At 50.5% G+C, this 24,261-nt stretch carries 23 protein-coding genes and 1 tRNA gene; 16 read left to right on the top strand and 8 right to left on the bottom strand.

Annotation, left to right across the window (positions count from 1 at the left end; all coding sequences use genetic code 11):
* Window positions 1-164: 164 nt before the first annotated feature.
* The 4 genes from MKX98_RS23845 to MKX98_RS23830 all read left to right on the top strand — a co-directional run bounded on the left by MKX98_RS23845 (window position 165) and on the right by MKX98_RS23830 (window position 2,017).
* Window positions 165-734, top strand: coding sequence for a xanthine phosphoribosyltransferase (locus tag MKX98_RS23845; protein ID WP_071221737.1), 570 nt, complete (start codon window positions 165-167; stop codon window positions 732-734).
* A 218-nt stretch (window positions 735-952) separates the two neighbouring features.
* Window positions 953-1,282, top strand: a complete 330-nt coding sequence (locus tag MKX98_RS23840; RefSeq protein ID WP_071221736.1) for a hypothetical protein — start codon at window positions 953-955, stop codon at window positions 1,280-1,282.
* Between the two features lie 117 nt (window positions 1,283-1,399).
* Entirely contained in the window at window positions 1,400-1,618 is a 219-nt protein-coding gene (locus MKX98_RS23835; RefSeq protein ID WP_071221735.1) for a hypothetical protein, read from the top strand.
* Window positions 1,619-1,687: 69 nt separating this feature from the next.
* A complete protein-coding gene (locus MKX98_RS23830; protein WP_339218788.1) occupies window positions 1,688-2,017 on the top strand; it encodes a carboxymuconolactone decarboxylase family protein in 330 nt (109 codons plus the stop codon).
* A gap of 82 nt (window positions 2,018-2,099) precedes the next feature.
* On the opposite strand, the gene MKX98_RS23825 is transcribed toward MKX98_RS23830, so the two are convergent.
* Window positions 2,100-2,519: a hypothetical protein gene (locus MKX98_RS23825; protein ID WP_194543857.1), complete on the bottom strand. Its 420-nt coding sequence runs from the start codon at window positions 2,517-2,519 to the stop codon at window positions 2,100-2,102.
* Between the two features lie 181 nt (window positions 2,520-2,700).
* Here MKX98_RS23825 and MKX98_RS23820 point away from each other — a divergent pair.
* A tRNA-Leu gene (locus MKX98_RS23820) sits at window positions 2,701-2,784 on the top strand.
* Between the two features lie 318 nt (window positions 2,785-3,102).
* The gene (locus MKX98_RS23815; RefSeq protein WP_194544900.1) at window positions 3,103-3,990 is read left to right on the top strand and encodes a divergent polysaccharide deacetylase family protein; all 888 of its coding nucleotides are present in this window, start codon (window positions 3,103-3,105) and stop codon (window positions 3,988-3,990) included.
* A 299-nt stretch (window positions 3,991-4,289) separates the two neighbouring features.
* On the opposite strand, the gene MKX98_RS23810 is transcribed toward MKX98_RS23815, so the two are convergent.
* Window positions 4,290-5,093, bottom strand: a complete 804-nt coding sequence (locus MKX98_RS23810) for an N-acetylmuramoyl-L-alanine amidase (RefSeq protein WP_339218785.1) — start codon at window positions 5,091-5,093, stop codon at window positions 4,290-4,292.
* A gap of 151 nt (window positions 5,094-5,244) precedes the next feature.
* Between MKX98_RS23810 and MKX98_RS23805 the strand changes: the two genes are divergently transcribed.
* Window positions 5,245-5,445 carry a YqzE family protein gene (locus tag MKX98_RS23805; protein WP_071221747.1) on the top strand — a complete coding sequence of 67 codons (201 nt, stop codon included), beginning with the start codon at window positions 5,245-5,247 and terminating at the stop codon, window positions 5,443-5,445.
* A 209-nt stretch (window positions 5,446-5,654) separates the two neighbouring features.
* Here the strand turns inward: MKX98_RS23805 and MKX98_RS23800 are convergent, their stop codons facing one another.
* The 3 genes from MKX98_RS23800 to MKX98_RS23790 all read right to left on the bottom strand — a co-directional run bounded on the left by MKX98_RS23800 (window position 5,655) and on the right by MKX98_RS23790 (window position 9,657).
* Complete coding sequence (locus MKX98_RS23800) at window positions 5,655-6,791, bottom strand: hypothetical protein (protein ID WP_339218783.1); 1,137 nt, start codon at window positions 6,789-6,791, stop codon at window positions 5,655-5,657.
* A gap of 144 nt (window positions 6,792-6,935) precedes the next feature.
* Window positions 6,936-7,898: a YqhG family protein gene (locus MKX98_RS23795; protein ID WP_339218781.1), complete on the bottom strand. Its 963-nt coding sequence runs from the start codon at window positions 7,896-7,898 to the stop codon at window positions 6,936-6,938.
* A gap of 1 nt (window position 7,899) precedes the next feature.
* Window positions 7,900-9,657, bottom strand: a complete 1,758-nt coding sequence (locus MKX98_RS23790; RefSeq protein WP_194543854.1) for an SNF2-related protein — start codon at window positions 9,655-9,657, stop codon at window positions 7,900-7,902.
* Between the two features lie 412 nt (window positions 9,658-10,069).
* Between MKX98_RS23790 and MKX98_RS23785 the strand changes: the two genes are divergently transcribed.
* From MKX98_RS23785 to MKX98_RS23745, 9 genes are all read left to right on the top strand, one after another.
* A complete protein-coding gene (locus MKX98_RS23785; RefSeq protein WP_194543853.1) occupies window positions 10,070-12,724 on the top strand; it encodes an adenosylcobalamin-dependent ribonucleoside-diphosphate reductase in 2,655 nt (884 codons plus the stop codon).
* A gap of 389 nt (window positions 12,725-13,113) precedes the next feature.
* The gene (locus tag MKX98_RS23780; protein ID WP_339218778.1) at window positions 13,114-13,797 is read left to right on the top strand and encodes a response regulator transcription factor; all 684 of its coding nucleotides are present in this window, start codon (window positions 13,114-13,116) and stop codon (window positions 13,795-13,797) included.
* On the top strand, window positions 13,790-15,142 hold the full coding sequence (locus MKX98_RS23775; RefSeq protein WP_339218776.1) for a HAMP domain-containing sensor histidine kinase: 1,353 nt from the start codon (window positions 13,790-13,792) through the stop codon (window positions 15,140-15,142). The genes MKX98_RS23780 and MKX98_RS23775 overlap by 8 nt, the downstream gene beginning before the upstream one ends.
* Window positions 15,143-15,304: 162 nt before the next feature.
* Entirely contained in the window at window positions 15,305-15,574 is a 270-nt protein-coding gene (locus MKX98_RS23770; RefSeq protein WP_339218774.1) for a hypothetical protein, read from the top strand.
* Window positions 15,571-16,794, top strand: coding sequence for an MFS transporter (locus tag MKX98_RS23765; protein WP_339218772.1), 1,224 nt, complete (start codon window positions 15,571-15,573; stop codon window positions 16,792-16,794). Before MKX98_RS23770 ends, MKX98_RS23765 begins: the two co-directional genes overlap by 4 nt.
* Window positions 16,784-18,616, top strand: a complete 1,833-nt coding sequence (locus tag MKX98_RS23760) for an ABC transporter ATP-binding protein (RefSeq protein ID WP_339218771.1) — start codon at window positions 16,784-16,786, stop codon at window positions 18,614-18,616. The genes MKX98_RS23765 and MKX98_RS23760 overlap by 11 nt, the downstream gene beginning before the upstream one ends.
* Window positions 18,585-20,324 (top strand): ABC transporter ATP-binding protein, encoded by a 1,740-nt coding sequence (locus tag MKX98_RS23755; protein ID WP_339218770.1) that lies wholly within the window; start codon window positions 18,585-18,587, stop codon window positions 20,322-20,324. Before MKX98_RS23760 ends, MKX98_RS23755 begins: the two co-directional genes overlap by 32 nt.
* Before the next feature lie 322 nt (window positions 20,325-20,646).
* Window positions 20,647-21,174 (top strand): ATP-binding protein, encoded by a 528-nt coding sequence (locus tag MKX98_RS23750; protein WP_339218768.1) that lies wholly within the window; start codon window positions 20,647-20,649, stop codon window positions 21,172-21,174.
* Window positions 21,175-21,252: 78 nt separating this feature from the next.
* Window positions 21,253-21,870, top strand: coding sequence for an alpha/beta hydrolase (locus MKX98_RS23745; protein ID WP_339218767.1), 618 nt, complete (start codon window positions 21,253-21,255; stop codon window positions 21,868-21,870).
* Between the two features lie 63 nt (window positions 21,871-21,933).
* On the opposite strand, the gene MKX98_RS23740 is transcribed toward MKX98_RS23745, so the two are convergent.
* From MKX98_RS23740 to MKX98_RS23730, 3 genes are read right to left on the bottom strand one after another with little or no spacing between them, the layout of a single operon-like run.
* On the bottom strand, window positions 21,934-22,632 hold the full coding sequence (locus MKX98_RS23740; protein ID WP_339218765.1) for an ABC transporter permease: 699 nt from the start codon (window positions 22,630-22,632) through the stop codon (window positions 21,934-21,936).
* 12 nt (window positions 22,633-22,644) lie between these two features.
* The gene (locus tag MKX98_RS23735) at window positions 22,645-23,598 is read right to left on the bottom strand and encodes a glycine betaine ABC transporter substrate-binding protein (RefSeq protein WP_339218763.1); all 954 of its coding nucleotides are present in this window, start codon (window positions 23,596-23,598) and stop codon (window positions 22,645-22,647) included.
* Window positions 23,595-24,260, bottom strand: coding sequence for an ABC transporter permease (locus MKX98_RS23730; RefSeq protein ID WP_194543842.1), 666 nt, complete (start codon window positions 24,258-24,260; stop codon window positions 23,595-23,597). The genes MKX98_RS23735 and MKX98_RS23730 overlap by 4 nt, the downstream gene beginning before the upstream one ends.
* Window position 24,261 lies beyond the last annotated feature (1 nt).

Raw genomic sequence — 24,261 nt, 5'->3', positions numbered from 1 at the left:
GGTCCTTACCGGAGGCATGTACATGATGATGGCCAGGCAAGGAGATCAATGTCAGGAATTCTGACGGGAACCGTACAGTTAAATGACGGAGTCAGCGTTTGTACTTGCCGTACAGGGAGGAATATGTTACTTTTACGACAAAGGAATCGTGGGAGGTCTTTTGGATGGATTGGTTGAAAGAGCGGATCATCAAAGAAGGTGTCGTGTTGTCGGATCAAGTGCTGAAGCTGGATGCCCTGCTGACGCATCAAGTAGACCCGGCATTAATTATGGATATGGGCCGGGAATTTGCGGCTAGATTTAAAGAGAGCGGCGTGACCAAGGTCGTTACGCTGGAATCCTCCGGCATTTCTGTTGCATTTGCCGCGGCGCTTGAATTGGGAGTTCCGATGGTATTCGCCCGGCGCAAAAAAACGCTGCTCGCCGATCCAGACGCCTTGTGTGAGCGGGTTCCGTCTTTCACCAAGGGCATTGTCACGGACATTATGGTATCGCGCCAGTTTATCGGCGAAGAGGATAAACTGCTCTTCATTGATGACATTATCGCGAACGGTGACGCTGCAAGAGGCCTGATCAAGATTATTGAACGGGCAGGGGCAGAATTAATCGGGCTTGGCGTTGTGATTGAAAAGAGCTTCCAGGCTGGAGCGAGAACGCTGCGCGAACAGAATGTTCATGTGGAATCGCTGGTCACCATATCGTCGCTTGAGGACGGCAAGATTACGTTCAGCTAGGTTTAGGAATATACCAACCGCTTCATGGCATGTCAGGAGTAGAGCCGAAAGGCAGGACTTCCGTCATGAACGTTTGTACCCTAGCCTTTGCCGTGCGTAATAGTGTAAATTCGTAGTCAATTTTAAGTGGATTTCAGCCTAAAATCACAACAAAATCTTTTCGCCTCCATGATTTTCGCTTATAATAAAGAGGTAGGCAAGAGAGAGGAGGCAGCACCATGGGGAAACAACCTGTAACCGAGCCGTTTTTGATTGAGAAGCTGAATGAAGCAAAGGTACATTTTGAACGTGCTTTGGATTGTAAACATACGGAGTTTGATGATCTATATCCCTATATGATTGAACATCCTCAGTTTTTCTGGTACAAACGCTATGTTGCCTGGTCAGAACTGCTGACGATTGCCGGATTGTGTGAGGAGGTTTCCTTCGAATGGAAGGAACAGTTTACGCCTCAGCAGGTAGAATATATCGAGAAGCGTGTCATGTCTTCAACCGTTCTGGATTTTTGGTACGAGAAGAATGACAGTATCGAGCCGGCACAGCGTTAATGGGTATATAGAACATCTCTTAGTCGGGATGTTTGTCGATATCGCAACGCATTCAAAAGACCTAAATGATCTCATTTAGGTCTTTTTTTGCACAAAGTTTATGAAGGGGGTATGGTGATGATTAGCGATGAAAGACTCGATGAGCTTCGGCTCTCCGGCGAATTGGTCCGGGTTGTCCGGGACGGCTTGGAGACCAATGATATTATAGGCTTTGTTGTAGCCTGGGACCCGGAGCAGGTCATTATACGCCGCAGAAACCGGCGGGTCGTTAAACTGGATCGGCGTTACAGCTACCAGCTTAAAAAGGAACCAAGAGTAAGCCCGATCGAAGAGTAGGCATAGATCTCGAACTCGTCGGACAACTTAACCTCGCATCAAATTTTTGTGGAAGAGGTGCTTTAGGTTATGGAAATGTCCAATGACAAGGTCTCGGCTTACAAGAATGAAATTCTGAATTTGAAGCAGAGCATGCCGGAAATGGCAGAAGCGTATCATCAGTTCACCGGCGTTTGCTTTCAGGATGGCGAACTGGATGAGCGAACAAAGCAGCTGATCGCGCTCGGAATCGGACTGTTTGCCAATAATGAGCTGTGTACCTTCTATCATATGGAAGAAGCCCGTGCGAAGGGAGCCTCGGATGCTCAGATTATGGAGGCTGTAGCCGTGGCGTCTGCCGCCAGTGCGGGACATGCCCTCGCGCAGGGATTGACCCGCGTGCAGCATAATCTTCATTGATTCACGTGTCAGCGATAACCGTCTCAACCGGAACATTCATGTTCAGTGGGGAGACGGTTATTCTCTGTTTAAGGGCAGCGATTTAGCGGGCGTAAACAGCGGCAGGAGGATGGGCTTGCTCAGAGGACTCGGTCTCGGGCGAAACCAGCCCAAGGTAGGCTCGCATGCGGTCCATCATCTCCTCACGGAAGGATGGCCATAGAATATTCATCGAACCAATGTAACCCCGACAAGCATATCGTGCCTGGATTCCTTCCTGGTTTTGTCCAATATCATACACCTTGATCGCCCGCTTGGTGAATTCCTGCTTCACCTCACGAAGAAGCACAGCAGCACGCTTGGCGCCATTCCCCACAACCTCTACATACAATTGAGGGCTCTTGAAGACACCGCTCTCTTGAATGATTCGGCAATCCCTTTCAAACACCTTATGAATGAACATCAGCAGCAGGTAACTCTTGATCAATGCACGTTCTTCCGTCGTAACAGCCGGTATGGCCATCAACATCACCGCCTTTATATAGAAAATGGTTATTGAATGAGAACTTATGTTCTTATTTTAACCGAAAAACAGGTTTTTAATCAAGTTCAAAAAAAGTGTTGACTCAATTCGTGCAGCGTGATATTATATATCTTGTCGCCGCTGATAAGGACTTGTCTCCTAATAGCGATGAACATGATATGCGGTCGTGGCGGAATTGGCAGACGCGCACGGTTCAGGTCCGTGTGGGCTAACCCCCGTGGAGGTTCGAGTCCTCTCGACCGCATCCTTATAAAGAAGCTCGTAAACTTGCTTTTTAGCAGTTTAGGAGCTTTTTTTGTGTTGAGATTTTAGATGGCGGGATGAAAGACTTTAACCAAAATAATGCGATGCCGTTGACAGCCAACCCGACAAGTTCAAAATTACCGCGGAGCTGCGGAGAAAGCAGCTGTGAGTAAGAAAGCCGACGATCCAACGGTGGCGGCAAGTTTCTGTGCCTGGGCTGTGCTGTGCTAATACAATCACTCTTACATATTTACATACCTTTTCTCAAACAATACGGTTAGGTGTGATTAGCATGAACATGAATGGAAGGGGAGTAACCATGCGGAAGGCATTCAAAAAATTGGTTATCTTGCTATGTACGATATGGATGATCGTGTACGGAGCACAGATCGGATATGGCGCAGGGGTGGCCTCTACCCCTACTGCTGATCCTCCCAATCAGGAAACGGAAGAAATGCACGAAAAATCCGGACGCGGCAGGCCTGATCAGGAAGCGAAAGTTAATAAGCTGGCCGTCATCATTGATGATTTTGGCAATGATCAGAAAGGGACTCAGGAAATGCTGAGTCTTCCTGTTAAGATCACGGTGGCGGTAATGCCTTTCTTGCCAACAAGCGTGAAGGATGCCGAAGCTGCGCATCGGCAAGGGCATGACGTCATCATCCATATGCCCATGGAGCCGAAGCAAGGACGATCTTCCTGGCTCGGACCGGGTGCCATTCTAAGTTCACTAACCGATGAGGAGATTCGTGAACGGATGGAGGAGGCAATCGATTCGGTTCCTTATGCCGTCGGGATTAATAATCATATGGGCTCCAAGGTTACCGGGGATGAGCGGGTAATGTCCATTGTGCTTGATGTATGCAGGGAGAGAGGGTTGTTCTTCATCGACAGCAAGACAAACTACCATAGCGTGATTGGCAAACTGGCAGCGGAGAAGGGGATGCCGTCCATCGCCAACGATATATTCCTGGATGATGTTCATACCGTTCAGCACGTGAGCAAACAGCTCCTGACCGCGGTACAGCATGCGGAAGAGAGAACATCCTGCATTGCAATTGGCCATGTCGGCAAATATGGAACCCGGACGGCAGAAGCGCTGAAAGGAACCATTCCGAAACTGCAAGCCAAGGTGGAGTTTGTGGGTATCAGCGATCTGGTTAGGGAACGATCAAGCTGGCGGCCGAATCCGCTGCCTGCGAATTAGGTTGGTTAGCAGAACCTAATCCGCTGTCAGCGTATTAGTGTCAGCAGCAGAACCGGAGTCGGTTTCGGCATGCCGTGAAGCAACCGGCGTTAAAAAGATTATCCGACAAAGGTCCGCCCCTATCTTGAAGAGCCAAAAAAAATTAATAGCCTCCCATACAGGGATCCGGTGATTCCAATCCCTGTATGGAAGGCTGTACATATGTGGAGGCTGCATTTATTTATCGGCTGCGGAGATCGATGCTAGGCGTCTTAATAGATATGGCTGAGAACCCTATAAAAGCAAAAAAAAGCCCCAAATTACAGGGCCGTTAAATAACTGATAATCCCGTCGGCAATGGCTTCAGCGATCTGCATTTGACCGTTGCGGCCGGTTAATAATTTCCGGTCCTCCATATTGCTGAGAAAGCCGGTTTCGACGATGACGGCGGGTACTTGGGTTTGATTCAGCAGATAGTATGGTTTACCTACCATGATGTGATTGCTGCTGCGGTAAACCAGATTCAGCTGCTCCTGGATGGTGTCCGCAAGCAGGGTGCTGCGTCCCTCGGATTGATGCAGCACGATGCCTCCCCGCTTGGACGAGTTCTTCCCCCAATTCACATGAATGCTGACTACCAGCTTGGTCGGGATCTCGCTGCTGAGCTGCTTGCGCTGCGACAGATCGCGGCGATGCCTCGAGGAGCTTCGATGCCAGCGATTGTCATCGCTAAGCGCGTAATCGGCATCGCGGTTCAGGACGGCATGATAGCCTTCCTTGCGAAGCAGCATGAACAGTCTCCGTGAAATGGCCAGGTTAATATCTTTTTCGAGAATTTCACCATACGACGTTCCTCCGTCGATTCCGCCATGACCCACATCGATCAGAATGACATCATGGGCAAAAGGGTGCAGCTGCCTTAGTTCGGACTGGTCGATTTCCTGCCCTGAAGAGTGGGTGGATTCGGGCGTTTCGGTCAGAAGCCGGGTTGTCGATATTGGACTTTTATGGACGGCATGCGCTGGACGCGTCATGGCTTGCTCCTTCACTGGATATGCTTCCATAACAGAACCCGGGAGTGTCAGTGTCAAGAGAAGCATCCATACAACGGCTGTCTTAATCATGATGGTTTCCTTCTTTCACGTAAAAATTTCGGCTTTTTTAGAATGTGCATATGGCGGAAAAATCATGCTGTTCAAGTGCGAGCGTCTAGAAATGATTGAAATGGAGCAAACTGATACTGGGATGTGGATAAACCAAAAGGAGTTGATTCGTATGGCTAGCGGCGACGAATTGATCAAGTACATTACCGAGCGCGTGGTTCATTTTATAGATACGCCAAAGGACGTTCGGCGTCAGGCGAAGGTGAAGGAATCCTGGACCACAAGGTGGTTCGGCATGATTCCGTTCTCGATGTCGCTATGGAAAGAGGACGTAACCACGAAGCGAAAAAAAAAGGGACGAAGTAACAGCTGATGCATGTTCAATCATGAAATCGCTTTTTACAGATTGTGTGAACTGCCTCCTGTGCGCACGATGTCAGGGTCGAAGAAACATGGCTACTTGATGGCTATAGTCTCTTGTGTGTGCTGAGTGCACACTTATACCGTTTTGAAATAAAGGACGCTGCCCTTTAAAGGGCAGCGTCCTTTTGTCAGTCATGGTATTGGCTGGAAAAACCCGTATTATTCCGGCTGGGCATAAAATTGCCCTTGTCCGACTAAACGGGATGCCGGAAGGAAACGGAGGGTGTCTGTGTTCCGCAAGGGAACCGAAACATAAAGCGCAGCCGGGTTCTCCTGATTCTCCGAGGACCATCGATGCCAGCCCGTTAAGTTAAAGGGCGCGCCGTAGGCGGCATTGCCTTTTGCGGACTTAAATATCAGGGTGGAGTGCTCCTTAAGTAAATTCCGCAAATCGGCGCTGCTTCGGGCTGTGAGATTTCCAGTGGTCAGCCACAGCAGATTATCGTAAGGGTCCACGGAGTCGCCGGTTGCGATGGAGGGCGTTCCGGCAAACCAATGATTTGATTTGGATGAAGTCACGAGTCCTTTGGCTGTTGCAGGCAGCGATACGGATACCAGCTTCGTTGTTGAATGCGTCTGCTGGGGCTCATCCGGTAGGGCTTCACTATTTAGTGCATTAAAATAAACCGGCTTCTTGCCGGGCAGCTGGACCTGCCAGACAGGGGACACGTCATACAGCTTGCGCACGGTGCTGCCTTGAGGCAATGACCCTCCAGCCTTCACAAGGCCTTCCGCAGCGAGCCGCTCTTTCAGCGGCGCTTGGCTGTAGGGAAGGGTCGAGCCGATCCCGTATTCACTCAGAATATATCCGCCGTCTTCTCCTGCACTGATAATCATGTATCCTTGCGGCAGTCCTTCATCGGAAATCGTGACTAACCAGCCGTGCGTGCCCGGACCGAGCGGTGTAAACTCGAGTGTTGCTTCGTCCCATGTCGTAAATGGCGCATGGGCCGATAATTGAGCGACAGTCTCCTCGGCAAAGTCCATCAAATTCCCAGGAACCTGAGCTACAGCTTTGTTCTGACTCCCCCCTGAAACGCCTGATGTGTGATGATCCGTAGTAAATGGAGTGCCAGTCAGACTAAGGCTGTTCGCATAATTGGAAACGTCGGCCTGGCTTGCTTCAGCCAAGCTTGCCTGCGGCTGGACCGTGCTGAACCAGAGGATAGTCGTTACAATGATGGAAACAGACAACATTCGATATCGGCTGTTCTGCTTGTTATCGGCTGATTGGGGCTTAAAGTTCTTGTAATCCTTGACATCATGGTTATGAAGTTCCATGTTCCAACGCTTCAAATCATTAACCGCCTTTCCTTGGCCCTACGCGCCGTGGATGTGTTGGAATCATCATATCGGACAAGCTTTGCAAAGGCTGTTGCAAGCTGTCGCGGTAGGAGAAGGGAGAATGGTTCTTTTTTTGCCTGCTTTTGTAGAGGAGCGTCATGATGACGCACCCACAGGCGAACACAGATGAAATAGACCGCAGGTTATGACGGACAAGCTCACTTTCGGCTCGTACTGCCACTGCATTTCGGACCGGCGGTTCTTATATTGCTCCTCGATAAGCGCTTTTTTCTCTTCATCCTGCTCCTTGAGCAGGTCCTCGTAATAGCTGTCGATCACCAGCAGTTCTTCTTCAAGACGTTCTCTTGCTTTGGTGGCCCAGTCGTAGTCCAGCTTGCTTATCTTGTCGATAAGATGGTTCTCTAGCGCATCTACGGCCTGTTCGAGCGTAAGAGCCGCCGGTCGGACGTGAACGCTCTCGGGCAGGCGGGGCGTCAGTTCGCGTCCATTCAGGATTGCCGGGAAGTCTTGGGCAATCGCACGACTAGAAAGTGAGATTCCGAGAAAAAACAATTCCTCCCGCTTCAGATCACAGCTGAACTCCACCTTGAAGCAGACGCCCAGCCACTGCTCATACGGCGTGGAACGGGCTCTCGGACGCGGCTCGGTATCGCGCTGCTGGAACAGATAGACGCATTTGCCTTCCTCCCGGGAAGCATTCCAGATTTGGGCTAGCCGGCTGCTGCCGTAGCCAATGTTCTCCCGCTGAATGCGTCCGGGACCAAGGATAGGCAGAACCGGAGCATTCCCGTAAAAGCGGGCCAGGAGAGGGTCCTGCGTAGGCGAGGCAAGCTGTGCTTTGGCTTCGGCTTCCTTGGTTTTTGCAAGCCGTTCGTCGTATTTTTCCGGATCAAACACGAAATTGAACGACAACGTTTCGGCGGGAGCGCCGGTACGCTCCACGAAACCCCAGTAATACGGGCGGTTGGTAAGCATTTTGTCGGCTTGCGGCGACAGTTTCACAGTTACATGCTCAGGCGATTTTTCAATGACGGTGCATTCGGTGGCTTCCAAATAGGCCATGAAGTGCTGCTGCACCTCCTGCGGCGTCATGGTCATATTAGGCTTCTTCCTCTCTTAGATTATCTTCGACGGTGCTTCCCTGCTCGATATCCTGCTTGATATGGTGAATCGAGTCGCCCAATGTGCTGATGCGCTGCCGGATTTCATCATCGTTGCCGGACTCCAGCATGATTTTGTACAGGCTCTTCTCGATGGATTCCTTCTTCTCGAACCGTTCGAGAATGACATCCAGACCTCCGATGACCATCTCGAACATGTTGATCTTCTCGTGCAGCAGGTTCAGAATGTGCTCTTCAATGGTTCCTGAAGTGGACAGGTTGTAAATCTTCACGTCATTGGTCTGGCCGAGACGATGGACGCGTCCGATCCGCTGCTCGACCCGCATGGGATTCCAGGGCAGATCAAAGTTGATCATATGGTGGCAGAATTGCAGATTGATGCCTTCGCCCCCGGCTTCCGTCGCGATCATGACCTGTGCCTTGCCGCGGAACAGATCCATCATCCAGTCCTTCTTGCCGCGGTTCATTCCGCCCCGGTACGGTACGGAGATGAGCCCGTGATCGCGGAAATAATTGAGCAAGTATTCCTGGGTGGCGCGGTATTCCGTGAATACGATGACCTTCTCGTTCATTTGCTGGATCAGCTCGATGGTTTTTTCCGCCTTGGTGTTGGCTTTGATGGCCTTGATGAGATAGACGAGCTCCCAGATTTTATCGCGCAGCGGAGAGTCCTCGGGCAGCTTCTTGGACAGATTAACAAGAGTCACGAAAACGGCATCGCGGCTGCTGCACACTTCACGCTGGAGTGTAACAAGGGACAGCATACTGCTTAAATTTCCCCCTGCTGCCTGATACTGATCTTTGACGAAGGACGTGACGCCGTCGTATAATGACTGTTCTTCGGGCGAGAGGCTAAGCCCTACATTGCGGACGGATCGCTTGGTGAATTTCACTTCGCCTTCGCCGCGGCGGTTACGGATCATGACCTTGGACAGCTCATCCTTGAGCTGCTCCTGATTCTTGGGTCTTCGTTTATCGACAACAAAATTAGCGGCAAACTGCCCTTGGCCTCCAAGTTGGCCCGGCTTCAGCAGGGTGATCAGATTGAAGAGCTCGCTGAGATCGTTCTGCACCGGCGTGGCCGTCAGCAAGAGGCAGTATTTTTTGCGCAGCTTTTGAATGAATTGATAATTGGAGGTTTTTTTGTTCTTGAGCTTGTGCGCCTCATCGATGATGAGCATGTCGTACTCCTCGTTCAGCAGAATCTCCTGATGCGGATCGCGCTTCGCCGTGTCCATGGAGGCGACAACGATATCATTGCCCCAGGAGTACGCTTTTTTCTGCGCAATCGCAGGAATGCCGAACTTGGAGTTCAGCTCGCGAACCCATTGCAGCACAAGGGAAGCGGGAACGAGAATCAACACTTTGGATACCAGGCCGCGCACGATGTATTCTTTTAAAATAAGGCCGGCTTCAATCGTTTTACCAAGCCCCACCTCATCAGCGAGAATGGCTCGACCCGACATCTCGAACAATACGCGTCTGGCGGTATCGGTCTGATGGGGGAGCGGGGATAAGCCGCCTAGGTGCTTGAGGCATTGCAATTCTTCAAAGCTTGTAACGAGACGCGATTTCTCGCCCTCCACGGCAAGCTGGGCCAGACGATAGTCACCCCAAGGTCCGCCCTTGTCAAGTCGACCGGCGAGATCGTCAAACCAGGAACGGTCGATCTGCAATGGAACGGGAAGACGCGCGTCGAAAATCATGCCTGAGTCGGCAGATGGCTGATGGTTCATGTCGATCTCCTCCTGTTGTGAAAGATTCCGGGCCAGCGGTGTATATGTAGTATGGACGAAAAAAGAAGTCTTCATAACCTTGCACGGATTCGGAAGGCGTGGAATAACCCAAAGGGCGCACGGCTGCTGGAATTGGATATTTTCATCCTTTTTTTTCATAGGGAAGGCCGAAAAAGAGAGCGAGAGGAAGAAAGCGGAAGCTTGCGAGCGGGAGCTTGGATCTGTTGGCTTAATTTTCACATTATCGGCATAGTTAACCTATATATAGTGTAGTATAATGAATTGGTAGCACTATATATGGTGTATATAGTGGTTTTGAATGTTTGACCGGCTACATAACAGGTTATGTTGTTGGTGAGCGCATAACTGCGGAACTTTTTAATTTTATATTTTATATAGGAGGTAGTTGCTCTTGAGTACGATGCAGAATCAGCGGCTGGAAGGTTTGAGCGAGAAGATCTTTTTGGACCGGTATGCCTGGAAGGATGCGGACTCCAACAACGCTAAGGTAGGCGATGTGGTGCTCGTTTTGACGAAGGATGATCCTAAATTTCCGACCAAGGAAGTTGGCGAAATCGTGAAACGCGAAGGCCGCAAGGTCACGGTGAAGACACGGAAGGGCGAGCTTGTGGAATCGGATGTGGAGAAGCTGACGTTAACCATCGAGAAAACGCCGGAAGAAATGTGGGATCGACTCGCGGCTGCCATGTCATCGGTTGAGGCAACGCCTGAACTGCAGGAAGAGTGGCGCGGGAAGTTCCGCGAGATTCTGGATGATTGGAAGCTGGTGCCGGGCGGACGGATTGCGGCTGGAGCTGGTGCAAGCGATGAATTGACGCTGTTCAACTGCTACGTGATTCCTTCACCGAAGGACAGCCGGGGCGGCATCATGGAAACTCTGAGCGAGATGACCGAGATCATGGCGCGCGGCGGCGGAGTCGGCATTAATTTGTCTTCCCTGCGTCCTCGGCGCGCGATCGTAAGAGGCGTGAACGGTTCCTCCAGCGGTGCGGTATCGTGGGGCGGATTGTTCAGTTATACGACGGGATTGATCGAGCAGGGCGGAAGCCGCCGGGGCGCGCTCATGCTGATGATTAATGATTGGCACCCGGACGTGGAGGATTTCATTACCGTGAAGCAGACGATGGGACAAGTTACGAATGCGAACCTGTCGGTATGCGTCAGCAATGATTTCATGAAGGCCGTGAAGGAAGATCTGGACTGGGAGCTGGTGTTCCCGGATACTACGGATCCTGACTATGATGAGCTGTGGGACGGCGATCTGGATAAATGGAAGAAAGCCGGACACCGTATCATTCCATATAAAACAGTAAAAGCACGCGAGGTCTGGCACACCATTATCGAATCCGCATGGAAATCCGCAGAACCGGGCGTCGTATTCATGGAATACTATAACCAGATGTCCAACAGCTGGTATTTCAACCCGATTATTTGTACGAACCCTTGCGGCGAGCAGGGACTTCCGGGCTGGGGCGTATGCAACCTGTCCGCGATGAATCTGTCGAAGTTCTATGATGAGGCGAACCATGACGTTGCCTGGGATGAGCTGGCTACAACGACACGGTACTCCGTGCGTTTCTTGGATAATGTCATTGACCGGACGCCGTACCATTTTGAAGAAAACGAATTGAACCAGAAAAAAGAGCGCCGCGTGGGCCTTGGAACGATGGGTCTGGCGGAGCTGATGATCAAGCTGAACATCCGTTACGGCAGCCCGGAATCGTTGGAGTTCCTGGATAAGCTGTACGGCTTCATCGCGCGCGAAGCGTATCTCGCTTCTGCCGACATTGCCGAAGAGAAGGGATCGTTCCAGGCATTCGATGCCGAGCTGTACCTGCAAAGCGGCTTCATGAAAAATATGGCCGAGGTGTATCCTGAAGTTGCCGAGGCGGTGCGTGAAAAAGGCGCACGTAACGTCACCGTCATTACCCAAGCGCCAACGGGCAGCACGGGTACGATGGTCGGAACGTCGACAGGCATCGAGCCGTATTTTGCATTCAAATACTTCCGTCAGAGCCGACTCGGCTTCGACGAGCAGTTCGTGCCGATTGCTCAGGATTGGCTGGATAGCCATCCGGGCGAAGAGCTTCCGGATTATTACGTCACGGCGATGAGTCTCTCCGCCGAGGATCACATCCGGGTGCAGGCGGCAATTCAGCGCTGGGTGGACAGCTCGATCTCGAAGACGGCCAACTGTCCGTCGGACTTTACGGTTGAAGATACGAAGCGCCTATATGAGCTGGCATTCGATCTGGGCTGCAAAGGCGTAACGATCTACCGCGACGGCAGCCGCGACGTGCAGGTGCTGCAGACGGAGAAAAAAGAAGATAAGGCCGCGGAAGCGACCACAGCTTCTACTGCGGAAACAGCGCTTGAGCAAAGCGCGGCAGGCCAAGCCGCAGAGGATGCGACGAACGTGGAGCCGGCGGCTGCAAGCGTGGCCGTGACAGCCTCACCGAGCAAGAGCGGGTTGGATAAGCAATACAAGAAGCGTCCGCAAGTGCTGCGCGGCGCAACCTATAAAATGAACACACCGTTCGGCATGGCGTATATTACCATCAATGATCTGGACGGTATCCCAAGCGAAATCTTCCTGAACGTCGGCAAGGCCGGTTCGGATGTGTTCGCAATGGCGGAAGCCTTGGGCCGCGTCTGCTCCTTGTTCCTGCGTTACGGGGACCACGGCAATAAGGTGGAGCTGCTGATCAAGCACCTCAAGGGCATCGGCGGCACCGGCGCGATCGGCTTCGGCGCAAACCGCGTAGAATCCATCGCCGACGCCGTGGCGAAGGCGCTTGAGACGCACGTGGCGAACAACGCTGGGGCGGATCATGACCATGATCCGGCACCGGTCGCAGCCACGATGGCGCCTGTTGATGCAGGCGAAGCTGTGGCGCCAGCAGCCGCGGGGTATGGCGGACACGGCTCCCACACAGGCGGTAGCACCATGTCGCTGGATCTGTGTCCATCCTGCGGCGGGGCATCCTTGATTAATATCGAGGGATGCAAGACGTGCGGGAACTGCGGATATAGTAAGTGTTCGTGAGGAAGCTGTTCTGTCTGATATCGACGTAGATATCATGTGAGTGAAATTCCAGTTTCATAATTCGTTAGACGGTTCCATTCCAACCATTTGTTGGAATGAAAAGTATGGAATCAACTAAATAAAATGTAATATAGGGTAGGCGATGATGAACATTGCCTACCCTTATTTGTCGTTTAGTACCTAACGACAAGCAATCTTTGGTATTCAACAATTTTGAGATTACGAAAGAGAGAGAACTACATTGCCATGAAAATATCTAACAAAGCGATTATAATGGCAAGAAGATAACCTTTCGTAATAACTATCGGAATGAAATTAAAGAATCGGTTGGTTACTTATCGTTCCCATTTGAGCGTTCAAACAGCAAAATGAAGTAAGGGGGATAAGGAATGACAAGTATTCTTATAGTAGAAGATGATGCTCATATGTTGGAAATGATATCACTTGTTTTAAGATGCGAAGGCTATCATGTCCGGGGCTCGGTTAACGGCAAAGAGGCGCTTGCAGAAATGGAAAGCTCGCCTGCGGATATGGTTGTGCTTGATGTCATGATGCCTGTCATGGACGGGTGGGATTTGTGCAGCGAACTGCGGCTTTTGTACCCCGAACTACCCATAATCATGATAACGGTCAAGCACGAGACGAGTCAGAAGGTGAAAGGATTCGGCCTGGGCGCCGACGATTACCTGGTCAAGCCTTTCGATCCGCAGGAGCTGGTGATCCGAATCAAAGCGGTGCTGCGCCGGTACCGTATTGCGGCCGATAAGAGAGTTATATTGGGCAGCTTCAAGCTGGATCGGCTTCGGGGAACCGTTTCGGACGGCAACGTGAATTGGAATTTGCCGCCCAAGGAATTTGAACTGTTATATCAGCTTGCAAGCTATCCCGGCCAAATCTTTATGAGAGAGCAGTTAATCGAATCGGTATGGGGATTCGACCACGACGGGGATGAGCGGACGGTCGACGTTCATATCAAGCGGCTGCGGGAGCGGTTCGCCGCCTATCCCCATCTGTTTCGCATCGTAACGGTTCGCGGTCTCGGATATCGGTTGGAGACGGAAATCCATGATTAAGAGCATCAACTTCAAAATTTTATTGATCTTTATTGTTGCATTAGTGGTAGGTTTCGGACTCTCCATTCCGATCACCGTATCTTTGTTTCAAAACCAAGTCACGCAATCCATCCGGGACGAATATGCGATGCGAAGCGGGTTGATTGCGGATGTCTATTCCCGATTGGCGCCAACTGAACGCGGTCATTATCTGAATCAGTTGTCCGAAGAAATGAAGGTATCCCTATGGATCTACGATCGGAACGGATTGCTTTACGCGTACAGCCACACAAGCAAACCCAACCTTAGCGATGACGAAATACGACTCGTCCAGGGCGGCGCCGAAATCATGAGGAGCACGTCCGTCCTGCCCTTGCCGACGAGCCTTCAAATGGGTTTTCCTTTGCGAACCGCTGATGAGCCGCTGGCGCTCGTCATCCATCCGGAAAGCTCCAACATGTATCTCCTATTCACCATTATAGGTTCGTTCATTCTGATTGCGCTCGCGATCGGCAGCTTCAAATTCATACTCTTTACTAGAGTAGTGGTGAAACCCTTAAAGGCTTTGACGGCCGCAACCCAAAAAGTGGCCAAGGGAGACTATAATATCGTTCTTCAGACGAAGAGCAAGGATGAATTAGGCGTCTTGTCGAAGCAATTTCAGCAAATGGCCTACGAGGTCGGTCAGGTTGAAAGGATGCGGCAGGAGTTCGTTTCCAATGTATCCCACGAGATTCAAACCCCGCTGGCGTCCATTTCGGGCTTTGTTTCCATCCTGCAGAAAGACGGTCTTGATGAAGCCGAACAGCTGCGCTGTCTGAACATTATCCGGGAGGAAAGCATGCGGTTGTCCCGACTGAGCGAGAACATGCTTCGATTGGCCACGATCGATTCGAACCATTATCCCTTCCATCCGACGCTCTTTCGGCTTGACAGGCAGCTGCGTCGCATTGTCATAGCGGCTGAACCGCAATGGGCGGACAAACACTTAAATATTCACTTCAAGCTTCCAAAAACGGCGATTCATGCGGATGAAGACCTGCTGAACCAGGTTTGGCTTAATATTTTCAGCAACAGCATCAAATTTACGCCCGAGGGCGGCGACATCTCCATCGAGCTTGTGTCAGGAAATGAAAAAATCGGAGTCGTCATTCGCGATACGGGAATCGGCATTACCGAAGAAGACCGTAAACGCGTCTTCGAACGCTTTTATATGGCCGATAAGTCGCACAACCGCGAAGCGGGGGGAAGCGGACTTGGTCTTGCGATCGTCAAGCGCGTTGTCGAATTGCACAGCGGCTCGATCGAAATCGACAGCGCTGTAGGAAAAGGCACGGCGATAACCGTCTTTCTGCCAGCCATGTAACTCCGTCACACAATCGAAAATACGAGCGAACGAAAAGGTGAACGATCCGTTCACCTTTTTTGCATTTTCTTCCATCTAGTTCATATTACGTTCATACAGGGCGCTTAGTATCGGTTGCGTAATCGAATCAGAATAGATCAATCTACGAGGAGGAAATCGTTCATGCTGTGGTTGATGGTCAATTTTGCGATGACCGTTTCGCTGCCCATTTTTGGCGGAATTGCCGCTTGGAATGCGAGCCGAGCCTATCGGGCACCTACAAAAGACAAGTTATATTCCCGTAAGCGGTCGTCGCTCATTTGGACGGGAATAAGTGGACTGGCCTTTTTCGTCAAAGCGACGCCGATCATTCTCACATCGCGTATGAAGGCTTCTTGTCACCGTTTGAAATCGGCAGCGCGACGGTCAACCTGCCGGAGTGAGCGAATATGATTTACGATAGAGGTGAACTGGTTTTGAAATACAAGTTTGTCATAATGTTTATGATTATCCTATGCGGCACAATCTCGGTCGCGGTGTTCAATCCGATTATTGGCCTGCTCTCGCGCGAACTGGGGCTCAGTGAGATTCAATCGGGATGTTTGGTGTCGGTGACGGGGCTGTGCTGGTTGCTCGGCGGATTCTTCTGGGAAAAAACGACCTTTATGAGCAGAAAACGAATGCTGGCTTTTATCATGTTTGTATATTTGGCGACACTGCTCCTGTTTGCCCTTCTCGCCGATTATGCGGGGACCCATCGCAACGGTTCGTCGGGCTTTTTTTGGATCTTCTTGCTGTTGCGTGCGATCTCGGGATTTTTCTTCGGAGGCTTTCTTTCCAAAGCGCAAGCCTATGTGATGAGTTGGACGACACAGGAGACGCGAACGCAGGGGATGGCCATATTTGGTGCCGCCAATGGACTCGGTTTCATATTGGGCTCTGCCATGAGCGGCGGTATGGCGGCAATCGGGCTTACATCGCCGATGTACGCGGCTGCCGCCCTGCTTTTCATGATGATTATCTTATTATGGATATCGATTCCCAACGATGCGGTACAAAAGAAAGATCAATTTGCTCCATCGCTTTCGCCGTTTGATGTAAGAATTCGATTTTTCTTGTGGACCGGTCTTCTACTTTCGCTCACTATCAATATACTTCAGGTGACCATCGGTTTTTACGTTCAAGATTCGTTTGGGTATGAAGCACGGGAAGCGACGCAACTGATCGGACTTGGCTTGGCCATTTGTGGATCCATGGTTGTGGTCACGCAAATTGTCATTAGCAAATATCTGAAGTGGCGACCCGAGCGAATGTTACGACTCGGAATTTGGATTGTCGTGTTGGGATTGTTAGGGCTGTTATCATTCATTCGTTATGCCTATCTGGATTTTGCCATACTTGGCATCGGCTTCGGCCTTACCTGGCTTGGATATAGTGCGGGAGCTGCCGATGCGGTACAAGATCATGAACAACGGAGCGTTGCTTCCTATATCGCGACTTTGCTGGGAGGAGGAGCCTTCCTGGGGCCGATTACAGGGACTGCGCTTTACACGGCTCATATGGCAGTTCCGTATTCGTTTTGCACGCTTTTATTCGGGCTTTCTCTTCTCATTATACTCAGCAAGAAAAAGGTTGCCATTACTTCAATGAGGAGGGAGAGCCATGACAAATAAAACAGGAGTGGCCAGACTTCTGGAAATCGCCGGAGAGAAGCGCGGACTGTTGATCGTCTCCGGCCTTTTATCGTCGCTTAGCGCCGTTTGCATGCTGGTGCCCTATGCTTCCGTCTATTTCATTCTGGAAGAGTTGTTGGAACACGCAGCGTCCCCGGCTTCGGCGAACGAAGCGATGATGGTTCGTTGGGGCGTGATCGCTTTGATCGGCTTCGCAGCCGGCTTGATCACGACGTACGCGGGGGCAATGGCAGCGCATGTTGCCGCGTTTCGCATTCTTTACGGACTCAGGGTCAAGCTTGCCAGCCATATCGGCAAGCTCCCGCTTGGATGGCTGAACCGTCATTCGACGGGAGCCCTGAAGAATACGCTGGAACAAAACGTGGAGAAAGTGGAAACGTTCATCGCTCATCAATTGCCCGACCTCGTTCATGTTGTTGTGACCACGGTTTTAATGATCACCGTGATGTTTACTCTGAATGTTTGGTTGGCCATTGCGTGCGTCGTGCCGATTGTCCTCGCAATTGCGGTTCAGATCGCGCTGTTTAATGCACCAAAGACGAAAGAATACCTCAAACAGTATCATGATTCGCTGGAACGGATGAACGCTTCCGCCATCCAGTACGTGCGGGGGATGCCGGCCGTCAAGGTGTTCGGGCAAACCGTGAAATCGTTTCGCCAATTTTACCAGGACATGACCCGCTACCGTGACTATGGCGTGAAATTGGCGGATCTGTTTCAAAACGGGTTTGTGCTGTTTAAAGTGATAATCAGCTCGTTTGTCGTATTTGTTCTGCCTGTCGGCGTGTTTTTATTGAGCCGCGATCCGGGCAGCGTCTCATTCGCCTCCGTTTTGTTGTTTTTCCTGGTCATGGCACCGGGAATATCCGCTCCTATGCTTAAAATCATGTTCCTGATTCATACGCTCGAGGATATCAACGAGGGCGTTCAGCGCATGGACCGCATACTGGCGGAAGGGCTTGTACCGGAGCCCGAGAGTCCGAGACGGCCGGCTACATTTGATGTTTCATTTGATCATGTTTCTTTTTCATATGAAACGGAATCGGCAGATGGCGCCGTACTTACGGACATATCCTTTACCGCCCGCCAAGGGGGAGTGACAGCGCTCGTAGGTCCGTCGGGAGCGGGCAAATCGACCATTGCCCATCTGGTGCCTCGATTCTGGGATGCGAACATGGGAGCGATCCGCATCGGCGATATAGATATTCGCGAAATAGCGACATCCGATCTGATGAACACCGTCGCATTCGTGTTTCAGGAATCGTTTTTGTTTTCCGATACGGTATACAACAACATTGCGGTCGGACGGCCGGACGCGTCACCGGAAGAAGTGTACGCTGCGGCGCAGGCGGCGCAGTGTCATCCGTTCATCGAGAACCTTCCGCTTGGATATGACACGCGGATTGGGGAAGGAGGCGTCTATTTGTCAGGCGGAGAGGAACAGCGGATCACCGTGGCCAGAGCGATTCTGAAGAACGCCCCCATTCTTGTGCTGGATGAAGCGACGGCGTTTGCCGATCCGGAGAATGAATACGAGATGCAGCTGGCGTTGAAAGCGTTGATGGCAAACAAGACGGTCATCGTCCTTGCCCATCGCCTGTCCACCATTCAGGATGCACAGCAAATTCTCGTGATGGAAAGCGGGAGAATCGTCGAGCGGGGAAGGCATGAAGCCCTCCTAACTGCTGACGGCTTGTACGCACGCATGTGGCGTTCGTACCGCCAAGCAACGCAATGGCATATGGGCAAAAGGGAGGTGGATGCAGAATATGAACATCCTGCGCAACCTTACAGCGGATAATCCGCGCTCGTTGGTTAAACCTGTATTTTACACGACCGTTGCCAATTTGGCGGGCGTGATCCCTTTTGTGCTGTTGGTGGAAGCAGTAAGATTGTTCTTTACCCCGTTTGTCCATCCCGCTATCCCGCTTGATACGGCACGGCTCTGGTGGGTGTGCGGCGGGCTGGCGGTTTCGCTTGTTCTCTTGTTCGCCTGCGAAACTCTCGCCAGTCGTTCTCAATTCCGCGACGCATACAGCGCGGCGGCGGACGGACGGACGCGGCTGGCGGAGCATTTGCGCAAGCTGTCATTAGGGTACCTGAACAAACGCGATCCGGGCGATCTTGCCAATATGATGATGGGCGATTTTGCGATGCTGGAACATGGCATCTCCCATGTGGTTTCGCAGATGATCGGAGCCGCCGTCATGCCGGTTCTGGCCTTGATTGGCCTGTTTTTCCTCGATTGGCGCCTAGCGCTTTCCCTATTCGCTGCGATGCCGGTGGCAATCCTGCTGGTGCTTTTGACAGCCGGCATCCAGCGCAAACTCGGCTCGCAGCATATACAGGCCAAGATCGATGCCTCCAATCGACTGCAAGAATACTTGAACGGTATTCGGGTAATTAAAGCTTATAACTTGACCGGAGAACGTTTTGTCCGGCTTGATCGGTCATTCAGGGAATTGATGCGGCAGAGCATCCGCCTCGAAGGGTTGTTGGGGCCGATTGTGCTGAGCGCGATTGCCTGTTTTCGTGCCGGCCTTACCCTGATGGTCACGGCTGGGGTACATCTGCTGCTCGGCGGGAGCCTGGATGTTATCACATTTGCAGCGTTCCTGATCATCGGAACCCGAATCTTCGATCCGCTGACGACAGCGCTCGCCGGGTATGCACAGTTTCGCTATCTCGAGCAGGCGGGCGAACGCATCGTGCAGCTCCTGCGGGAGCCGATCATGCAAGGAGAACGGCAGCCCCCTGCAGATCATGATATCGAATTGAAGCAGGTTACGTTCGGCTATCTGGATCAACCCGTATTGCGAGACGTGAGCGTAAGCATGCCGGCAGGTTCCTTCACCGCATTGGTCGGCCTTTCGGGCAGCGGTAAAAGTACCATTCTTCGGCTCATTGCCCGTTTTTACGACCCGGATAAGGGGATGGTGACGATGGGCGGGGAGGATATTCGCGCAATGGACCCGGAAGCGTTGTTGCGTAAAGTATCTATGGTGTTTCAGGATGTGTACCTCTTTCAGGATACGATTGAAGGCAATATCCGGTTCGGACGAAGCGACGCAACGCACGAGGAAATCGAGGAAGCGGCCCGGCTTGCTTGTTGTCACGATTTTATCCTGAAGTTGCCGCAGGGTTACGACACGATGGTCGGTGAAGGCGGAAGCACACTGTCGGGCGGTGAAAAACAGCGAATTTCCATTGCAAGGGCGATGCTGAAAAATGCGCCAATCATTCTCCTTGATGAAGCAACCGCTTCTCTCGATCCCGAGAACGAAGCGGAGATTCAGAAAGCGATTGATCGGCTTGTTCGAGGCCGAACCGTCATCGTCGTCGCTCACCGGCTTAAGACCGTGCAGCATGCCGACCAGATTGTTGTATTAGATCAAGGGCGGATTGTGGAGCAAGGCCGCCATGACGAATTGCTTTCGTCGAATGGCCTGTATGCCCGGCTGTGGAGACGGCAGCATGATGCAGGAATGCTGTCAGCAGGGCTTGGATAGAGTTCATACGAACCGGCAATCCTGACGTTTCCATCCTATGGCCATCTTATGATCCGAATCAGAGACGGAGCCACGTGGTTTTACGGGCTCCGTTTTCTAATTAAATCAAAATCTCCAGCACTTTATAAACCTTGAGATCCACAGGGCATCGAGCACTAGTCTACTACAGCGAGCAGCCATAGGAGAAGTGGAATATAAAGCTTTTCTAAAGAAATAGCTGTATCCAAGATGGAAATTCTCATGGTATTCTCTTTACTATATTCGCAAATCCGCAATGGATACATCAGTATTAACCGGACTCAAGGCTGAAAGGAGAATGTGGGTGCTTGAAAAACTAGAATTAGAAAATCTGATCCATCAAGCAGATGTTTCAATTCCATTAGTAGTCATGATGTGTGGTGTGGCTGGGTCAGGAAAAACAACATTTGCTCAACGGCTAGAGCAGAGGGGCTTTGTACGTCTCTCCATAGATGAAGAGATATGGTCTACAAATGGTCGATACGGAATTGATTATCCAGTTGAAATGTATGAGCAACTTAAAGTTCAAGCCGAGTTAAAGCTGTATAAGGAACTAGTAAATCTGTTAAAGGAAAAGCGCAATGTGGTCATTGATTTCAGTTTCTGGCAACGTAAGAAACGAAATGATTATAAGAAGCTAATTGAAGATGGAGGAGGAGAGTGGAGGCTTATTTATTTGAAAGTTCATCCTAATGATTTGCGTGAACGACTTCGCATTCGGAGCCAGAGATTCGATGCTAATGCTGCATTTACAATAACAGAAGAAATATTATCTTCTTTCCTCAAGGGTTTTGAAGTGCCTACTGGTGAAGGGGAAATTATCATCGGGTAAGATCGACGCTTGAAGGTTCTTTGTGAATATTATTTAAGCATTAGACGAAATCATTTAAAACAGGAAAGGATGGGAACGATGAAATTAGAGATTTTAACGGTGCCCTCGTATTGGAAAACTGAAATGAAGCAAAAATATTTTCAACTTTATGAGGAAAACAGCAAGTTGGTTGTTCTGTTTCCCGGAAAAAACTTTCCTTGTGATAAACCAATTCTACATTTTGCTGGAACCTCCGCACTTCAAAGTGGTTTTGACTTAATGATATTGGAATACGGCTATCAAGCTGCGAGAACGGATTTGGATGTTAATGAACTGCAAAGAGTAATAGAAGATAGCCACGAATCGGTTCAACGAATCATTAGCAAGTATAAACAAGTTGTTTTTATTAGTAAGAGCATAGGAACGATCGTTGCTGGAGAAGTTCATGGGAAACTCGAAATTCCAATCCAACATTTATTTTTGACACCAATTAAAGACACCATTTACTATATCAACAAATTCAATGGACTTGTGGTTTATGGAACAAAGGATGAAGTGTTTAGTAAGGAACATGCAAACCAAATCAACATAGACAATGTCAGAGAGGTCATTGAAATTCCTAATGCAAATCATGCTTTAGAGACCCATAATGTTGAGGAAAGTATTGAGATATTAAGTAAGCTTGTAAGGATATATATGGAATTCCTAAATAAGTAAACAGGGCATCCCGTAAGATCTTGGATCTTTTGGGATGCCCTTTAAAATGTACGTATTGCAAGCTCAGTTGATATTTTGCATTTTTGCAGGCGATGGAGCCGCACCTGACTTTCGTTTGGCTAGATCCATCTTACGCTGGAGCATGCCAAGCACAAGATCCGCAACGATTGCCAGCACTGCGGCTGGAATGGCACCTGCAAAGATACGGAGGGAGTTATTGCTGTTCAGTCCAGCGTAGATTTCCCGTCCCAGCCCGCCTCCTCCTACGAGAGGGGCAATTGTTACCACACCGATGGCGATGACGGCCGCAATACGCAGGCCTGACATGATATACGTCAGCGCAAGCGGGAAACGCACGTTCACGAGCATTTGGAAGGGGCTCATTCCGATTCCTTTTCCGGATTCAAGATAGCTGGGATCCACCTGTTTTAACCCAACATACGTATTCCGCGCGATTGGATTCAGGGAATACAGGAAGAGTCCCACCATGACCGTTGTCGTCCCGAGTCCCATCCATAACATGAGCACCACGAGCATGGCCAAGCTCGGTACCACCTGTAGGATATTGGTGATAAACAAAATGATTTTGGCTGCCCATTTGCTCTTAGAGCAGAGGATGCCAAGCGGCACTCCGACGATGAATGCCAGGCCCAGACCGATAACGACCATCGTAATATGCTGGATGAAATACTCCCAGAGCAACCCCTGATTTCGTGATATATACGACAAAAAGTCGGCAAATGTTAAATGTTCACTTTCCATGCTTACCCTCCTTTAGCTTTTCAAGAGGCCCTGCTCTTTCAAATACGCGATTGCGACCTCTCGCTCGCTTTTCTTCTCAATGTCCACCTGATAATTAAGCGATATCATCGTATCTGCATCCAGATGACCGATTAAAGGCGCTATCGTATCCTGAATTTCAGGATGCTTCTTCAAAAGGTCCGAACGCAATACCGGACTTGCATCATATGGAGGGAAGAATTGCTGGTCATCCTGAAGCGTCTGCAATTGGTAGGCTTTCAGCCGGGAATCCGTTGAGTAGGCCAGCACGATATCCACCTGCTCATTGGCTACCGCGCTGTATACCAGGCTAATTTCCATGGGGAAGACCTGACCGAATTTGATGTCATACGCTTTAGAGAATGCAGGATATCCATCCGTGCTTCTCTCCAGCCATGTCGTATCTACCCCAAGCTTCATGGTGCCCATGTCTTTTTTGACATCGGAGATTTTGGTGTATCCGTTGGCTTCGGCAAGATCCTTTCTTACCGTGAACGCGTAGGTGTTCTCAAAACCCAAAGGGTTCATCCAGGTGAACCCGAAGTGTTCCTGGAATCCATCCTGCGCTTCCTTCAAGACTTTATCGCGGTCTTTGGTGCCGCTGATCGGGAAATGGTTGTTGAAAATCTCACCGGTATATAGTGTCGCCATCTGAACGTCGTTTCGTTTCATCGCATTGATGACCAATGAACTTGATGCCAGATCCGGGATAATATCGACCTTCAGATCGGTTTGGTCTTCAATGAGCGCTTTATACATTTCAGCAATAATCTTGGTTTCGGTATAGGTTTGCGTCCCGATTGTAATCTCGCTTTGAATTCCGCATGCGGAGGTAAAAGCAGCAAAAGCTATCATGCAGATGAACAATGGAGCCCATTTAAGTTTTTTCAGATTCATCACGCCTTCCTTGTTCCGTCCGGCTCGCTGTCTACGGTTGATGTGACTCATATCGCAGCGTCCCGGGTCTGAGTCTGGTGGTAGTGTTTGCTTAGCCAGCCCTCAAGCAGCCCAAGCAATCCGTCAGCTACAAGTGCCAAGAGAATAGCACCAATGCCACCGATGAAGATCATCTCGGGCTTGTTGACACCAAGTCCAGATACAATAAGCTGGCCTAAACCGCCAGCACCAATCAGCGAAGCCAGTGTTGCCCAACTGATGATATACACGGTCGTAATGCGGACACCGGACATGATGTAAGGAAGCGATAAGGGAAGCTGAATCCGCAAAATCGTTTGGGCGGTGCTGTATCCCATCCCCCTGGCCGAATTGAGCACGCCTTTATCCACGGAGTGAAAACCGTCATAGGTATTCCGCAGGATGGGCATAAGGGAGTACAGAAACAGCGCAAGGATGGCCGGTTTCATGCCGATGCCGAGCAGCGGAATCAGAATAGCCAGAAGCGCCAGGCTCGGAACCGTCTGAAACAGGTTCGTAATGAAAAATACGATGCTGTTCATCCAGCCTACCCGGTTGTATACGAGCAGGATACCGATCGGTACGGCAATAACAGTCCCCAAAAGAACGGCAGAGAATGAGAGGACCAGATGCTCCTGCAATGCCCTTAGAATATCTGGATAACGATCCGTAATAAAACTCCAGAATGCGTTCATA

The organism is Paenibacillus sp. FSL W7-1332, from assembly GCF_037969785.1.
Lineage (GTDB): Bacteria > Bacillota > Bacilli > Paenibacillales > Paenibacillaceae > Paenibacillus_AQ.
The sequence above is the reverse complement of the archived record's forward strand: the minus strand, read 5'-3'. Positions and strand labels throughout refer to the sequence as shown.

What these genes read in the sequence shown, in the direction of transcription:
- MKX98_RS23835 (WP_071221735.1), top strand. Translation starts at nt 1,400, where the DNA reads ATGATTAGCGATGAAAGACTCGATGAGCTTCGGCTCTCCGGCGAATTG.
- MKX98_RS23755 (WP_339218770.1), top strand. Translation starts at nt 18,585, where the DNA reads ATGAACATCCTGCGCAACCTTACAGCGGATAATCCGCGCTCGTTGGTT.
- MKX98_RS23805 (WP_071221747.1), top strand. Translation starts at nt 5,245, where the DNA reads ATGGCTAGCGGCGACGAATTGATCAAGTACATTACCGAGCGCGTGGTT.
- MKX98_RS23780 (WP_339218778.1), top strand. Translation starts at nt 13,114, where the DNA reads ATGACAAGTATTCTTATAGTAGAAGATGATGCTCATATGTTGGAAATG.
- MKX98_RS23760 (WP_339218771.1), top strand. Translation starts at nt 16,784, where the DNA reads ATGACAAATAAAACAGGAGTGGCCAGACTTCTGGAAATCGCCGGAGAG.
- MKX98_RS23740 (WP_339218765.1), bottom strand. Translation starts at nt 22,632, where the DNA reads ATGGAAAGTGAACATTTAACATTTGCCGACTTTTTGTCGTATATATCA.
- MKX98_RS23730 (WP_194543842.1), bottom strand. Translation starts at nt 24,260, where the DNA reads ATGAACGCATTCTGGAGTTTTATTACGGATCGTTATCCAGATATTCTA.
- MKX98_RS23825 (WP_194543857.1), bottom strand. Translation starts at nt 2,519, where the DNA reads ATGGCCATACCGGCTGTTACGACGGAAGAACGTGCATTGATCAAGAGT.
- MKX98_RS23845 (WP_071221737.1), top strand. Translation starts at nt 165, where the DNA reads ATGGATTGGTTGAAAGAGCGGATCATCAAAGAAGGTGTCGTGTTGTCG.
- MKX98_RS23810 (WP_339218785.1), bottom strand. Translation starts at nt 5,093, where the DNA reads ATGATTAAGACAGCCGTTGTATGGATGCTTCTCTTGACACTGACACTC.
- MKX98_RS23775 (WP_339218776.1), top strand. Translation starts at nt 13,790, where the DNA reads ATGATTAAGAGCATCAACTTCAAAATTTTATTGATCTTTATTGTTGCA.
- MKX98_RS23735 (WP_339218763.1), bottom strand. Translation starts at nt 23,598, where the DNA reads ATGAGTCACATCAACCGTAGACAGCGAGCCGGACGGAACAAGGAAGGC.
- MKX98_RS23765 (WP_339218772.1), top strand. Translation starts at nt 15,571, where the DNA reads ATGATTTACGATAGAGGTGAACTGGTTTTGAAATACAAGTTTGTCATA.
- MKX98_RS23840 (WP_071221736.1), top strand. Translation starts at nt 953, where the DNA reads ATGGGGAAACAACCTGTAACCGAGCCGTTTTTGATTGAGAAGCTGAAT.
- MKX98_RS23795 (WP_339218781.1), bottom strand. Translation starts at nt 7,898, where the DNA reads ATGACCATGACGCCGCAGGAGGTGCAGCAGCACTTCATGGCCTATTTG.
- MKX98_RS23770 (WP_339218774.1), top strand. Translation starts at nt 15,305, where the DNA reads ATGCTGTGGTTGATGGTCAATTTTGCGATGACCGTTTCGCTGCCCATT.
- MKX98_RS23790 (WP_194543854.1), bottom strand. Translation starts at nt 9,657, where the DNA reads ATGAACCATCAGCCATCTGCCGACTCAGGCATGATTTTCGACGCGCGT.
- MKX98_RS23815 (WP_194544900.1), top strand. Translation starts at nt 3,103, where the DNA reads ATGCGGAAGGCATTCAAAAAATTGGTTATCTTGCTATGTACGATATGG.
- MKX98_RS23830 (WP_339218788.1), top strand. Translation starts at nt 1,688, where the DNA reads ATGGAAATGTCCAATGACAAGGTCTCGGCTTACAAGAATGAAATTCTG.
- MKX98_RS23745 (WP_339218767.1), top strand. Translation starts at nt 21,253, where the DNA reads ATGAAATTAGAGATTTTAACGGTGCCCTCGTATTGGAAAACTGAAATG.